The following is a 14,487-nucleotide window of genomic DNA, read 5'->3' on the forward strand; positions in this document are numbered from 1 at the left end:
TCTTCTTTATCTTTAGTCAATAGCTATAACACGAATGGATTATATTAAACAGGTCAAAATAGAGAAAGAAATAACAACCTTTTTGAATCTTGCTATGTATCAACATCAGATTAATTTTTTAAGTAATCTGATGGTTGCTAACCAAAGCGGTGTTATTTTAGAAAAGATTCGTATTGATATCGAATCAGATATGGATTGGATGGAACCTTATTCCTATCAACTTGCTTACCTTCCAATTGGAGTTCCTGTTAAAATTCCTATAGATAAAATAATCCTCAAACCTGCTTCTTTTATTCGTTTATCGGAGGTCGAGCGTGCATCTTTTCATATTCGAATCTATCAACAGGAAAACTTGCTTGTAGCGGAAACTGCAGAAATTGAATTACAACCCTTATCTTTTTTCGGAGGATTCAATATTCTTCCAGAATTATTAGCTTCTTATATAACACCCAATCATCCTTATGTTTATGCTATTAAGCATAAAGCTATTGTATATCTAGAGCAGCAAAACCTAGCAGCAAAGTTCGAAGGTTATCAATCCGAAGAACCAGCGCGTATATTGGAAATGATGCGGGCCATTTATAAAGCGATACAGGAGGAAGAGATCGTTTATAGCGCATTGCCTCCAAGTTTTGAGAATAAAGGACAACGCTTGCGACTTTTAGATATGATTGCCACCGAACATTTTGGCAATTGTATTGATTTAAGTTTGTTATTTGCAGCCTGTCTGGAAGCGATTGATCTAAATCCGATTATTATCGTCACCAAAGGACATGCTTTTGTTGGTTGTTGGCTTCATCAAGATAAATTCCCGCAGATTATCAATGAAGATAAAACTGCAATAACCAAACGATTTGCCAAGGGAATAAGCGAATTGGCCGTCATCGAAGCGACCAGTGTTTGCAAGGGAAACAACATAACTTTTAATGAAGCAAAAGATTTAGCGGAAGCGAGCCTAATTGGTAAAGAAGACTTTATACTCTCCATTGATATCAAACAAGCGCGTGCAAATGGTATAAAACCACTTCCACTCAAAATAGATACAACAACAGCCGATGTGTCTGATTTTATCTTAAAAAATGCAAGCTCAAGTTCAGCAGAAGAAAAGATAGAAATTGGAAAAATATATGAAGAAAATGAATTAAAGGACAGTAGTCCTGTTAGTAAACAAAAAGTTTGGGAACGTAAATTATTAGATCTATCCCTTCGTAATAATTTACTGAATCTGCGGACCACAAAAAACATGCTTCAACTTATGGATGTGGACATCCATGAATTGGAAAATATTTTAGCCGATGGTAAAAGCTTTTCGATTAGTCCGAGTGCCAATGCCTCAATATTGAAACAATATAATATCTTCAACGAAGCATTGCATCCCTCTTCTTCCGCGTATCTCTTAGCAAAAGAAGAACTGACCTATAATCGTTTAGTATCTTATTACCATAGTGAAGATTTAGACACCATTTTAACGCATATCTATCGAAATGCAAAGTTATCTATCGAAGAGAACGGATCTAGTACACTGTATCTTGCGATTGGTTTATTGAAATGGCGGGATAAAAAAACACCCGATCAAGTTCGTTCTGCACCCATTCTATTAATTCCCGTGGAATTAAGCCGACGATCCATCAACGCTAAATTTACACTTCGAAGCCGCGAAGAGGAAACAATGATTAATATTACGTTACTCGAGTTTCTACGTCAAGAATATGAGTTGGATTTAAGTGGTTTAGAAGAATTACCGCAAGATGGAAGGGGAGTTGATGTTGCGCAAGTGATTACGCAAGTCAGACGAGCGATTATGGGACTAAAGGGTTGGGATATTGCTGATCAGGTTATCCTGGGTAATTTTTCTTTCAATAAATTGATCTTATGGAACGATATTGCGAATCAATCAGAAGCAATAGCGAAGAGTAATATTGTCAAAAGTCTTATTGACGGTCAATTAAGACTACCTATTTCTATCGAAAATACGCTTTTAGATTTTGATAACATAAATCCAACAGCATTAGCGTTACCAATCGCTACGGATGTATCACAATTAGAAGCTATCTATACATCCAATCAAAATCAAAGTTTTATATTGCATGGTCCTCCTGGCACAGGAAAATCACAAACCATTACCAATATCATTGCAAATGCATTGTATCAGGGAAAGAAAGTATTATTCGTTGCCGCGAAGAAAGCGGCCTTAGATGTCGTGCATAAGCGTCTAGCGGCTATAGGACTTGCTAACTTTTGTTTGGAGTTACATTCCAATAAAGCGAAAAAATCGGATGTCCTCGCACAGCTTGCCCAGACTTTGGATCAACCGCAATTGAAAGGTAATTTTAGTTTCCAAGAAGAGGCTAATCAATTAATAAATGCGAAAAAAGATCTTCAGGTCTATATTGAACTTTTGCATGCACAACAACCTATCGGTTGGAGTTTGTACGATAGTATTATCGAGATTTCGACACTAGAGTCTTATGGTTTTTCGAAGATTCATTTATCAACGACAATCTTTGATACGTTGACACCCGAAAAATGGCGTTCCTGGCAAGATCTGATACAAGATCTCTATTCTGTATCGCAGATCATTACCAAACCGAGTCAAAATCCATTAAAAGGGATTGCTCTTAACAATTTCTCACCCATTATACAACAACAAGTTGAATCATCAGTATCCCAGTTGCAACAACGCTTATTGGATTATGAAAAAGCCATGCAGACTTTTACATCAGCATTGGAGATTCCTGTTGAAGTACATTCTTGGGAAAACATGGTTCAGTTTAACCAGTTTGCACAGTTATTATTGACTTTACCAGAAACCAACTTAACGTTTTGGCAATACCTTTTACACCAATCTCAACAAAATATACTAGATCAATGGTTGGTTCATTTTGAAGACTTTCAGAAGAAAAGGATAGCTATACTATCCTTAGCACATAAAAGTGTGTTAGACGCGAATTTAACAGCCTTAGAGTCGATATGGAACGAAGCTAAGCAACGTTGGTTTTTACCAAAATGGTTCAAAAAGCGAAACGTAAAGAAAGGTTTAGCAAATTACAGCACCATTTCGTTTGATGATGACGACACAATCGACCAGTTCTTTGAAAAAAGTAATGCTTTTCAACAGGCAGAATCTCTTGTCAAACAACATAAATATGCTGTTATTCCACAACTTTTATCCGATTCTTATTTAGCCGAAGAAACTAACCTGGAATTGATTAAAGAACAAGCTATTCAATTAAAAAGGTTAACTAATACGTTGACTAGTCTTGTTCCATCTATATCTATCCATGATCTATTAGCACGATGGATTGGTAATGCTAAGAGAAAGACAAATCAATTCATCTTGAATCAAGAACAAGAACTCAAAAGATTAGTCGAAATAGGATCTACGTTGATCTCTTCAATAGATATATTTCAAAACGAAACACAATTAGCAATCAGAACTTACCCTATCCAAAGCAATTGGATAGCAGAAATGAAGCAAAAACTTTCGGGTATTCTACAACATATTGATCAACTGAAGAATTGGACAAATTATTCTAAAACAAAAGAAAAGGCGGAAGCATTAGATCTTCATTGGTTGATGGAATTATATGAAAGTGATACGATAGATTCTAGTCATTTAATCCCACATTTTGAATACCTTATCCATTATAATCTTGCTAATAAAATTATTGCTGAACACGAACCATTAACCATGTTTAATGTTCGATTGTTTGAAGATAAAATTGAAAAGTATAAGCAAATTGCGAAAACATTTACTGAATTAACAAAAAAAGAATTGCTCTTACGATTGAACGAGCGATTACCCAATACCACGATAGAAGCGATGCAAGGGTCAGAAATAGGCATTTTGCAACGTGCAATAAAAAATAGAGGTCGAGGTGTAAGCATCAGACGATTATTTGATCAGATCCCGACCTTATTACCACGTTTGGCTCCCTGTATATTGATGAGTCCTATTTCTGTCGCACAGTACTTTGAAGTCAATCCAAATCAATTTGATTTACTGATTTTTGATGAAGCTTCTCAGCTACCAACTTGCGAAGCAGTAAGCTCTTTAGCAAGAGCACAACAGGCTATTATCGTTGGAGATCCAAAGCAGATGCCACCAACTTCATTTTTCATGACCAATAAAGTGGATGAAGAACATCTGGAAGTGGAGGATTTAGAAAGCATTTTAGACGACTGTCTGTCTTTATCGTTTCCTTCAAAATATCTATTGCGTCATTATCGTAGTAAGCATGAAAGTTTAATTGCATTCAGTAACGCAAATTATTATGACAATAAACTACTGACTTTTCCATCTGCCGATGATTTAAACAGCAAGGTGACTCATCAATATGTCGAAGGACATTATGATAAAGGAAAGAGCCGTCAGAATAAATACGAAGCACAGGCCATTGTAGATGATATAGCCAAACGTTTCCGTCATGAAAAAAATCGCAAACAAAGTATCGGTATTGTAACGTTCAGCCAAGTACAACAAAGTCTTATTGAAGATAAGTTGAATGAACTATATCGACTGGATTCCGAATTAGAGCGTTGGGCAACAGAAGGAGAAGAACCTATTTTCATCAAGAACCTAGAGAATGTTCAAGGAGATGAACGGGATGTGATCTTGTTTTCCATTGGCTATGGACCGGATGAAAATGGTGTCGTGAGCATGAATTTTGGACCTTTGAATAGGGAGGGAGGTTGGAGAAGACTGAATGTTGCTGTGACTAGAGCAAGGGAAGAAATGAAAGTTTTTTCTACACTGCGTGCTGATCAGATTAATTTAAATAGAACAGCTTCAGAAGGTGTTGCAGGGTTAAAAAACTTCCTGACTTTTGCTGAAAGAGGATATTTAGCAATAGAAGCAAACCAGATCAAAGCAGAGGATACGGCTATTAGTCTATCTCAAAATATTGCTAAGAGATTGCGAGCAGAAGGATTAGTGGTCAATGAAAATATCGGTACATCAGATTATAAAGTCGATTTAGGCATTGTTCATCCCCATCATCCCCAACGTTATATTTTATCCATTTTATTAGATGGCGATAATTATTATGAGGCCGATACCACTAATGATCGTGAATTAGTACTACCACAGATGTTGGAGAGTTTAGGCTGGAATCTTTATCGTATCTGGTCGTTGGATTGGATAGAACATGCTGATTCCATTGTTGAATCTGTCCTAGAAAGAGTGAATGGATTATTGTTGAAAACAGAAAAAGAACCAGAAAATACAATTGAAGCAGATGCGGCAATGAACATGCAAGAGCTTCATATTGAAGAAATCGATGCGCATGTCGTGATTTCCAAACAAATTCCATATGAATCAACTGTTTTAAAAAGAGCAGGTAATAAAAGTGTGGAAGGTATATATGATTTCAACAATGCGACAATCATAAGGGAACAAATTAAAAAGATCATTGAGACCGAGTCACCAATCAGCAAATCACTGCTCTATAAACGAATCTTTGAACATTGGGACATAACAAGAACAGGTGCTCGTGTGGAACAGCTTCTTTCCACTATCATGGAAGAAATTCGTCCAGTAACCAAGGAACATCAACAACCCTATTATTGGAAAGATCAGGGGGGCGAAGAATTGGACACCTATCGATCAAATGATCTTGTGAAACGAAATATGGAAGATATTGCGCCAGAAGAGCTCATTGTTGCTATTCGAGAAGCTGTTGAACGAAATATAAGTGTGGCCGAAGAAGATTTAATTCGCTATTTAGCACGTCAATTTAGTTTTCAAAAAGTAGGTAAGCAGATTGATAGTGCTACCCGTTATGCGATTGATCTGGCTGTTGAAAAACAAATTCTAAAGAAAGAAAATGGACGAATAAAGATGGTTGAAGTCAAGTAAGATAGGTTCAATATAAAAAGAGCATTAAAATAAAATACGACAACCGCTATTCAAAGAGTAGCGGTTGTCGTATAAAGATCAGTCGTTATTAAAATTTATAACCGACCATAACACCTATCGTTCTGTTTTTGGCATCCAAAGTTTTATCAACACGGCTCAATCCATGGCTGTAATAAGCATCTAATGTCAAGCGACTGATGTCGACTCCTAAACCAATTCTCCCATCATAAGAAAACTTCTTATAATCTGTAGTCGCCGTTGATTTGGTAGTTTTTATATCATAATTCAATTGAGGGCCTAACATACCACGAAGGTTGAAATCTTTTTTGTTAATAATCTTGTAACCAACTTGTAGTGGTAAATTTATTTGATAGAATTTAAGCGTCTTTTGACTCTTGTCAAAACTATATTCTTTGCGTAGTAAGCTCGCTCCGATACCAGGTTGAAAGAACAGGTTATCTCCGATGCGGGCAAATCCAGCAACAGAAACACCTATTTTTGCACTGTTATCTTTGACCGATTTATTGCCAAATGATGTCATGTGATAATTGCTCCCAATCTGAAGACCATAAGTAACTTCTTGTGCTTTTGCTGTAGTACCCAATCCTAATAATGTTAATCCCAAAAGGGCTGTTTTCAAAGTTGTTTTCATTTTTTTAATTGTAATTGTGTATTTGTATCGATTAATTGTTGCTCTTTCTCTTATGACAACGAAAAATGGATATACCCTTACTGAATTTTGAATTATTCCAGTTTAATATGTTTTAAATTTGCGCCAGTGAAAAACAACAACATCCAATGAGGGTATAAGGCAATTGAGTTGTCTTACTAATAAAGTGGATTGTTTAATGAATAAGGAAAATTCAATCAATGTCAGAAAATAAAGAGAAAAATTTTGAACAGGTGTTTCGAGCACATTATCAGGAATTGCACCGTTCGGCATTCCGATACCTGAGAGATAGTGAAAGTGCCGAGGAGATCGTCCAACAGGTATTCTTGCGGTTATGGGAAAAAGATTGGGAGGAAGAGGTGCACACGTCTTTAAAAGCGTACCTATATCGTGCTATTTATAATGAAAGTATGAATTTCCTGAAAAAGGAACAAAGAAAGCTAAAGTACCAATCCTATCAGCAAAGTAGAGAAGAACTGGTACCTGCCGTAGACCAAAGTGCAAAAGACCTTAACCAAAAGCTACAAGTAGCCTTGGCTGGACTCCCGGAAAAGAGTCGTACCGTCTTTGAACTGAGTCGTTTTCAGGAGATGAAATATAAAGATATTGCCAACACATTGGATCTTTCTATAAAAACGGTTGAAGGTCATATGACTAAAGCCCTTCGACATTTGCGTACGGAGCTTATGGATTATTTAACATTGATCATTTTCTATGTCATCTATATATTATGAACAAGGAATTACTAGAAAAATATATCATTGGAGAAACCAATGAAGAGGAGAATAGAAGCATACAACATTGGCTGGAACAAAACTCCGATAACAACGCTGAATATTTGAAAATTAAAAAAATGTGGGATAGTTTACCTCAACCCCTTGAAACGCCAGCTGTAGATGTGGATCAAGCTTGGGCAAATTTTAAAGCCGCAAGAGATAAAAGAACGGCTAGCACAGCTCTAGCTGTGGAAAAGAAAACAATAGCCATGGGTTGGAATTGGTGGGCTGCAGCGGGCATACTTTTGATCTGCTCGCTTGGTTTTTATGTATTCAATAACAGCTATAAACAAGAAAAACAGCTATTCAGTAATGAATCGGTACTGAAGGACTCATTACCTGATGGATCGCTGGTAACGTTGAATAAAAACTCGATAATGACTTATTCCAATAATTGGATCGACAAACAAAGAAGAGTAAAATTAGAGCAGGGCGAGGTGTTTTTTCAAGTGTTTAAAGATAAGGAACATCCTTTTGTAATCGAAACAGGTAAAAGTAAGATTACGGTGTTGGGTACTAGCTTTAATGTGCGTCGCATGACTGATGCTACTGAAGTCATTGTCGCCACAGGGCTAGTGAAAGTTTCCTATAGCAATAAAGAAGTTTACTTACATCCAAAAGAGATGATCACAGTAAGAGATAATGATACGACTAAAGTTTCGGTCAAGCAGACAGCAGATCAATTCTATAAGTATTATGTTGATCGGGAGTTTGTCTTTGAAAATACGTCGCTGGAGCGGGTCGTTGCGTTATTAAATAAAGCCTATGACCAGAAAATCGTCATTGATCAAGCTGCAGATAAAAAGCTTTTGTTAACGGCAACTTTCGAACAAAATAGTTTAAGCGAGATTTTAAAGATCATCGCAGACACATTTAAATGTAAAGTCATCATCAAAGATTCAATCATTCATTTAACTCGATAATCATGTTTTTGGGAAAACGTATCAACCATATCAAAATCACTCCTTTTTTTAGAAGAAAACTTACATGCTTTTTATTATTCTTCGTGTTATTCAGCTTTCTGGAAGCACATGCGCAACAACAGCTTTCCGCAGAAATCCAGATGCCTGCTTTTCCAAAAACTACTGTAGGTCAGGTTTTTCAAGTGTTGAAAGATAAACAGGCGACCTTGTTTTCTTTTAATAGCAATATCTTACAGACAGATAGCATCATTCATGTGGCAGCTTATAAGGGATCCTTGTTTGGATATTTAGATGGTATATTGGGGAAAGAATATAGTTTTAAAGAAATAGGAAAACATATTATCATGCAATATACCCCACAGCGTATGTCTGTGGATTTTGAAGTACAGACAGATGATAAAAATAAAGTAGTCATCTTGGGGTACATTAAAAATATACGAACCAATAAGCCCATTTCAGATGCAAGTATTTTTGATCGAGATGCTTTACTTTCTACTTTAACGGATAAAAACGGTTATTTCGAACTCGATGTTAAGAAAAAGAACAGTTTGATTGCTGTCAATGTCAGTAAAGAAATGTTTCGGGATACCAGCGTGATGGTCATCTTTCCTATTGAAGCAAAGATGGGGAACAAAAAACGAAAGTATGGTTACTTTACTGGATATGGAGAAAGAAATGGTTTTTATCAGTCCTTTTTTGGAAGAGCCTTTCTATCCCCAGCGCAAAGTATTCAAAATATGAATCTAGGTGGACTTTTTCTTTATAGTCCCTATCAGGTTTCTATGACACCAGGATTAAGCTCACATGGATTCATTCGTTCGCAGATTGTCAACAAATTTTCGATGAATATTCTTGGAGGATCAACTGCAGGAGTAAAAGGTGTAGAAATAGGAGGCGTATTCAACCTCAATCAGTATGATATGCAAGGTCTACAGTTCGTTGGAGGATTTAATATAGTGGGTGGTCAGGTAAGAGGAATGCAGATCGCTGGACTATCGAATCAAGTCTTCGGAGATGTCAAAGGTTTGCAAATGGCAGGAGGATTGAATGGAGCGGATACAGTAAAAGGTGTGCAGATTGGTGGAATAGGTAATATCATGAAAGAGGGGAGCGATGCTACCCAGCTGGCGGGTGCGTTTAATCACAGTACAGGTACTGTTGGTCATCAGATGGCAGGTATAGCCAATATCGCTAAGAAGGTGAAAGGAATTCAATTGGCTGCTGTAGTCAATATTGCAGATAGCAGCGATTATCCAATCGGTTTATTAAATTTCATTAAAAACGGAGAAAAGAGCTTTTCTCTAGCCATAGACCAAGATCAATATCTAGCGATGCAATTCAGATCTGGTGGACGTGTGCTATACAGCCTTTTGGCGGTGAATGTGGCTACGGATGATAATAGATCAAAATATGCGCTCGAAGCAGGTCTAGGAGCTGTTGTATTGCACGGCGACAAGTTCATGTTACGTGCCGAAATCTCCAGTCGAAATCATCTAACAAATAAATTTAAAATGTTAACCAATAACCAATCTACTCTTCGGTTGATTCCAGAGTTGCGTTTGAGCAATAAATTGTCCCTGTTTGTGTCACCTAGCTTTAGTTATGCGAAGAAAGATGATGATGCTGTCACGAAGACAGGCAAGACACTTTGGAAGGTTTGGGGAAGAGATAAAGGTAGAAACTCATTCTTTGGAGGAGCAGGAGCAGGTATCATGTTAAAATTGTAACCGACATGCTAACAAGCCCATTCTATAGGAATAAACAAAAAGAGATAACGGATAACGTTATCTCTTTTTGTTTATACGAAATAGGAGTACTTCATATACTCCTCTCATTCTTGGTCATAAAAAAAGGAGATAATCGAAATTATCTCCTTTTGTGTATGTTATACTGAATAAGAATTACTCAGCGATTACTTCGAAAGGAACTTGAACTTTCACTTCTTTGTGTAAGTTTAAGTTTGCTAAGTATTCACCAATCTCTTTAGGTTCAACTTCGAAAGTAATACGACGACGGTCAACATCAAAACCTTGAGCTTTTAAAGCATCAGCAATTTGAATGCTGTTTACTTTACCAAAGATTTTACCAGTTTCACCAGCTTTAGCACCGATTGTTAACTTAATAGTTTCCAATTTAGTTGCTAATTCTGTAGCGTCTTTTTTAATTTTATCTTGTTTAAACTGAGCTTGTCTAATGTTTTCAGCTAAAACTTTTTTTGCTGATACAGTCGCTTGAATAGCAAATCCTTGAGGGATTAAATAATTACGACCGTAACCTGGCTTTACATTTACGATATCGTTTTGCTCACCTAAGCCTTTGATATCTTGTTTTAAAATAATTTCCATGTTCTCTAGTCTTGCTTATTTTAATGAATCAGCTAAGTAAGGTAACAAGCCAATGTGACGAGCACGTTTAACAGCTTGAGCTACTTTGCGTTGAAATTTCAATGATGTACCTGTTAAACGACGAGGTAAAATTTTACCTTGATCATTTACAAATTTCATTAAGAAGTTAGCGTCTTTATAATCGATATATTTGATGCCATTCTTTTTGAAACGGCAATATTTTTTACGATTGTCCTCTACTTTAGGGGCAGTTACGTATTGGATATTTTCGTTAGCCATTAGTTTGATCCCTCCTCAGTTTTAGTTTCCGCTTTTTTGTTGAATGCACCGCTACGTTTTTTCTCGCTATACGCTTTAGCATGTTTGTCTAAAGCAATAGTTAAGAAACGCATTACACGCTCGTCACGTTTGTATTCAACCTCTAATTTATTAATTAATTCTCCAGGAGCCTTGAATTCAGTTAAGTGATAAAACCCAGTTGTTTTTTTCTGGATTGGATACGCTAATTTTTTCAAACCCCAATTGTCTTCAGCGACAATTTCGGCTCCGCCTTCTGTTAAGATACTTTTAAATTTTGCGATAGTTTCTTTCGCAGCATCATCAGAAAGCAACGGGGTAAGAATGATGACAGATTCGTACTGTTGCATTTTGTTAAATAATTATGTTATTAAATTTTTTTTCCGCACTTACGGAACTGCAAAGGTAAATAATAGATCTTAAATATACAACGATTAAGCGCGAATATTTTGATTCCTTTATTATGCATCACTATCGAGGAGAAAACAAGATCAGTAGCCCAAAAGGATGGTTCTAACTAAATAGGGTTTATAGCCTTTAGACCATAAACCCTGTTTAGTTTTAGTGTATTTTTTGCATTTCAGCCTGTATAGCAGCTTGCGTTTTAGCTGATACTGGTATTAAAGGTAGGCGTACATGATCTTGACCTATTCCTTGTTCTTGTAGTATGTATTTTACCCCACATGGATTACCTTCCACAAAGCACAAATCTGTTATTTCTAACAATTCATTGTGGATCGTTCTTGCTGCGGTATAGTTTCCTTTCGCACATAAAGCAACCAATTCAGCCACTTTCGCAGGATATGCATTTCCAACCACTGAAATCAAACCTACTGCTCCTAGAGCCATCATCGGTAATGTAATCGGATCATCTCCTGAGATCAATAAGAAATCAGCAGGCTTATCTCTTAATATTGCATTGAATTGCGCGAAACTACCTGAGGCCTCTTTCGTAGCAACAATGTTTTTAAAATCCCTTGCTAAACGTACTGTTGTTTCCGGTGTCATATTGCTCCCCGTTCTTCCTGGTACGTTATACAAGATAATCGGGAGCGGAGATGCCTCTGCAATTGCTTTATAGTGTTGATAGATACCTTCTTGAACAGGCTTATTGTAATAAGGAGAAACAGATAGAATTGCACAAAATCCAGTAGGATCAAAATTTTTGATTTGATCGACAATTTCTGCTGTATTATTTCCACCAATACCCGCAACCAATGGTACGCGTGCGTTCACCTGTTTGACGGTGAAATCCCAGATATGTTTTCGCTCCTCTTTAGATAATGTCGCTACCTCACCAGTAGTGCCTAAAGAAACTAAATAATTCATACCTGCATTGATTTGATAATCAATTAGCTGTGCTAAAGATTCAAAATCAACTGTTCCATCTGCGTTAAAAGGAGTAACTAAGGCTACACCCGCTCCATGAAGCTCGTTCATTGTGTTGTTTGTAAAGATTAATACTTAATTTATATACTTGTTTTATTGTCGATCAATGCTACTAATTCATTTTCATTGATCATCTTAATGTTTAGTTTTTCAGCCTTTGCTAATTTCGAAGGACCCATTTTATCTCCTGCAACAAGATAACTTAATTTTGCAGAAATACTGGAAACCATTTTACCTCCATGACTTTCAATCAATGCCGTCAATTGCTCTCTGGAATAGTTTGCAAATACCCCAGATATTAAGAATGTTTGATCAGCCAATATATTACTGGCTAAAATTACTTCTTTCTCCTCAATTTTAAACTGCAAACCGTAAGATTTTAATTGTTCGATCTGCGCAATGTGAATTTCATTATTTAAATAGTCATGAATACTTTCAGCAATGCGAATACCGATATCCTGTACAGCTGCTATTTCTTCGATTGAAGCATCTTTAATCGCATCAATGGTTTTGAAATGTTGTGCCAATTTTTTTGCTATCGTTTCACCAACATGGCGAATACCCAATGCGAAAAGCAATTTTTCAAAAGGTTTTTCTTTTGATTTTTCTATACCCTTCAACATATTGTCGATAGACTTTTGACCAAAACGTTCTAAGCTTTGTAGCTGATCTTGATGATCTTGCAATCCGTAAATATCAACGATGTTTTTTAAAATCCCTTTTTTATAGAAAGTTTCTACTGTTTCATCGCCCATACCTTCAATATCCATCATTTTACGGCCAATGAAATGTTGCATTTTTCCTACAATCTGTGGAGGACAACCTGTTTCATTTGGACAATAATGTACCGCTTCACCATCTTGACGGACCAGCTCGGTATGACATTCCGGACAATAGGAAGGGTAAACGTAAGGAATGGCATTTGAAAGCCTTTTATCTTCATTAACAGCAATGATCTTTGGAATGATTTCCCCTCCCTTTTCTACGAAAACAGTATCTCCTTCATGAAGACCGAGTCTTGCAATCTCATTGGCATTATGTAAAGACGCCCTTTTAACAGTTGTTCCTGCCAAGCTAACGGGTTTCAAATTCGCGACAGGAGTAACCGCTCCTGTACGTCCTACTTGATAGCTGATCGATTTTACTTGCGTTTCTACGCGTTCAGCTTTGAATTTATAGGAAATTGCCCAACGTGGATTTTTAGCCGTAAAGCCTAATTCTTCTTGTGCTCCGTAATCATTTACTTTAATGACAATCCCATCAATTTCATAACTCAGTTCATGTCTTTTCTCATCCCAATAATCAATGAATGAAAAGACATCCGTCAATGTTTCACATTTCTGTGTATGCTCACAAACGTGGAATCCCCATTCTTTGACTGCCTCAAGACTTTCCCAATGATTATGAAATAACTTATTTCTGTTCTCACAATACAGGAAATACAAAAAACAATCCAAAGGTCGTTTAGCCACTTCTGCGGAGTCTTGAAGTTTGATGGTACCTGCAGCAAAATTACGTGGATTCGCATAAGTTTGCTCTTCGTTTTCTTCCCGTTCGGCATTCAAACGTAAGAAAGCACTTTTATGCATAAAGATTTCACCCCTAATCTCAAACTCATCAGGGTAATGCCCTTTTTTGAGATGAATAGGAATACTTCTTATTGTTTTGATATTATTGGTCACCAGATCTCCCTGTGTACCATCACCACGGGTAACAGCCTTCAACAGTTTCCCATTTTGATACGTTAAGCTAATGGATAAACCATCGAATTTCAATTCACAGACATACTCGAATTGATCACCAATAATTTTTCGAACACGTTGGTCAAAATCACGAAGATCTTCCTGATTATAGGTGTTCCCTAACGATAACATCGGCCAGCGATGCTTAACCGTTTCAAATTTTGATGTCACATCACCTCCCACACGTTGTGTAGGGGAGTTGGGATCTGCATATTCAGGATATTGCGCTTCCAAAGCCTCCAACTCTTTCAGTTTTTGATCAAAATCAAAATCTGAAATCTGGCTTTGCGCTAACACATAATACTGATAGTTGTAGCTATTGAGCTCTTGTGTTAATGAATTTATTCTTTGTTCAATATCTATGGATGACATGTTGCGAATTTACAAATAAAAAGTGCGTTTAATCAATTTAAATAGAGAAATTAACAAAAAACACAACTATTGAAGAAGAGCTGCAATTTTTTGCGGTTTTACTTCAGATAAAGAAT

10 protein-coding genes are annotated in these 14,487 nt (G+C 36.6%); 4 read left to right on the forward strand and 6 right to left on the reverse strand.

The features are described from left to right. Nucleotides 1–34: 34 nt before the first annotated feature. Complete coding sequence (locus LZQ00_RS04430; protein WP_234512264.1) at nt 35–5,857, forward strand: DUF3320 domain-containing protein; 5,823 nt, start codon at nt 35–37, stop codon at nt 5,855–5,857. 88 nt (nt 5,858–5,945) lie between these two features. Here the strand turns inward: LZQ00_RS04430 and LZQ00_RS04435 are convergent, their stop codons facing one another. Continuing rightward, nucleotides 5,946–6,509, reverse strand: a complete 564-nt coding sequence (locus LZQ00_RS04435) for a porin family protein (RefSeq protein WP_234512266.1) — start codon at nt 6,507–6,509, stop codon at nt 5,946–5,948. Nucleotides 6,510–6,727: 218 nt separating this feature from the next. Between LZQ00_RS04435 and LZQ00_RS04440 the strand changes: the two genes are divergently transcribed. The 3 genes from LZQ00_RS04440 to LZQ00_RS04450 are packed head-to-tail and all read left to right on the forward strand — an operon-like array spanning nt 6,728 to nt 9,953. Beyond that, nucleotides 6,728–7,261, forward strand: coding sequence for an RNA polymerase sigma-70 factor (locus LZQ00_RS04440; protein WP_234512268.1), 534 nt, complete (start codon nt 6,728–6,730; stop codon nt 7,259–7,261). Then, nucleotides 7,258–8,226: a FecR family protein gene (locus tag LZQ00_RS04445; RefSeq protein ID WP_234512270.1), complete on the forward strand. Its 969-nt coding sequence runs from the start codon at nt 7,258–7,260 to the stop codon at nt 8,224–8,226. The genes LZQ00_RS04440 and LZQ00_RS04445 overlap by 4 nt, the downstream gene beginning before the upstream one ends. A gap of 2 nt (nt 8,227–8,228) precedes the next feature. After that, a complete protein-coding gene (locus LZQ00_RS04450; protein WP_234512272.1) occupies nt 8,229–9,953 on the forward strand; it encodes a hypothetical protein in 1,725 nt (574 codons plus the stop codon). Between the two features lie 174 nt (nt 9,954–10,127). Here the strand turns inward: LZQ00_RS04450 and rplI are convergent, their stop codons facing one another. The 5 genes from rplI to ligA all read right to left on the reverse strand — a co-directional run bounded on the left by rplI (nt 10,128) and on the right by ligA (nt 14,371). After that, entirely contained in the window at nt 10,128–10,571 is a 444-nt protein-coding gene (gene rplI / locus LZQ00_RS04455; RefSeq protein ID WP_234512274.1) for a 50S ribosomal protein L9, read from the reverse strand. Nucleotides 10,572–10,586: 15 nt separating this feature from the next. Beyond that, nucleotides 10,587–10,850, reverse strand: coding sequence for a 30S ribosomal protein S18 (gene rpsR, locus LZQ00_RS04460; protein ID WP_021191490.1), 264 nt, complete (start codon nt 10,848–10,850; stop codon nt 10,587–10,589). Continuing rightward, entirely contained in the window at nt 10,850–11,218 is a 369-nt protein-coding gene (gene rpsF, locus LZQ00_RS04465; RefSeq protein ID WP_234512276.1) for a 30S ribosomal protein S6, read from the reverse strand. Before rpsF ends, rpsR begins: the two co-directional genes overlap by 1 nt. 211 nt (nt 11,219–11,429) lie before the next feature. Beyond that, nucleotides 11,430–12,308, reverse strand: coding sequence for a 4-hydroxy-tetrahydrodipicolinate synthase (gene dapA / locus LZQ00_RS04470; RefSeq protein WP_234512277.1), 879 nt, complete (start codon nt 12,306–12,308; stop codon nt 11,430–11,432). A 29-nt stretch (nt 12,309–12,337) separates the two neighbouring features. Next, entirely contained in the window at nt 12,338–14,371 is a 2,034-nt protein-coding gene (gene ligA, locus LZQ00_RS04475; protein WP_234512279.1) for an NAD-dependent DNA ligase LigA, read from the reverse strand. Between the last annotated feature and the right edge of the window lie 116 nt (nt 14,372–14,487).

This window comes from Sphingobacterium sp. SRCM116780, from assembly GCF_021442025.1.
GTDB lineage: Bacteria > Bacteroidota > Bacteroidia > Sphingobacteriales > Sphingobacteriaceae > Sphingobacterium.

Coding starts and splice junctions, on each gene's coding strand:
- LZQ00_RS04430 (WP_234512264.1), top strand. CDS start 35: ATGGATTATATTAAACAGGTCAAAATAGAGAAAGAAATAACAACCTTT.
- LZQ00_RS04435 (WP_234512266.1), bottom strand. CDS start 6,509: ATGAAAACAACTTTGAAAACAGCCCTTTTGGGATTAACATTATTAGGA.
- LZQ00_RS04440 (WP_234512268.1), top strand. CDS start 6,728: ATGTCAGAAAATAAAGAGAAAAATTTTGAACAGGTGTTTCGAGCACAT.
- LZQ00_RS04445 (WP_234512270.1), top strand. CDS start 7,258: ATGAACAAGGAATTACTAGAAAAATATATCATTGGAGAAACCAATGAA.
- LZQ00_RS04450 (WP_234512272.1), top strand. CDS start 8,229: ATGTTTTTGGGAAAACGTATCAACCATATCAAAATCACTCCTTTTTTT.
- rplI (WP_234512274.1), bottom strand. CDS start 10,571: ATGGAAATTATTTTAAAACAAGATATCAAAGGCTTAGGTGAGCAAAAC.
- rpsR (WP_021191490.1), bottom strand. CDS start 10,850: ATGGCTAACGAAAATATCCAATACGTAACTGCCCCTAAAGTAGAGGAC.
- rpsF (WP_234512276.1), bottom strand. CDS start 11,218: ATGCAACAGTACGAATCTGTCATCATTCTTACCCCGTTGCTTTCTGAT.
- dapA (WP_234512277.1), bottom strand. CDS start 12,308: ATGAACGAGCTTCATGGAGCGGGTGTAGCCTTAGTTACTCCTTTTAAC.
- ligA (WP_234512279.1), bottom strand. CDS start 14,371: ATGTCATCCATAGATATTGAACAAAGAATAAATTCATTAACACAAGAG.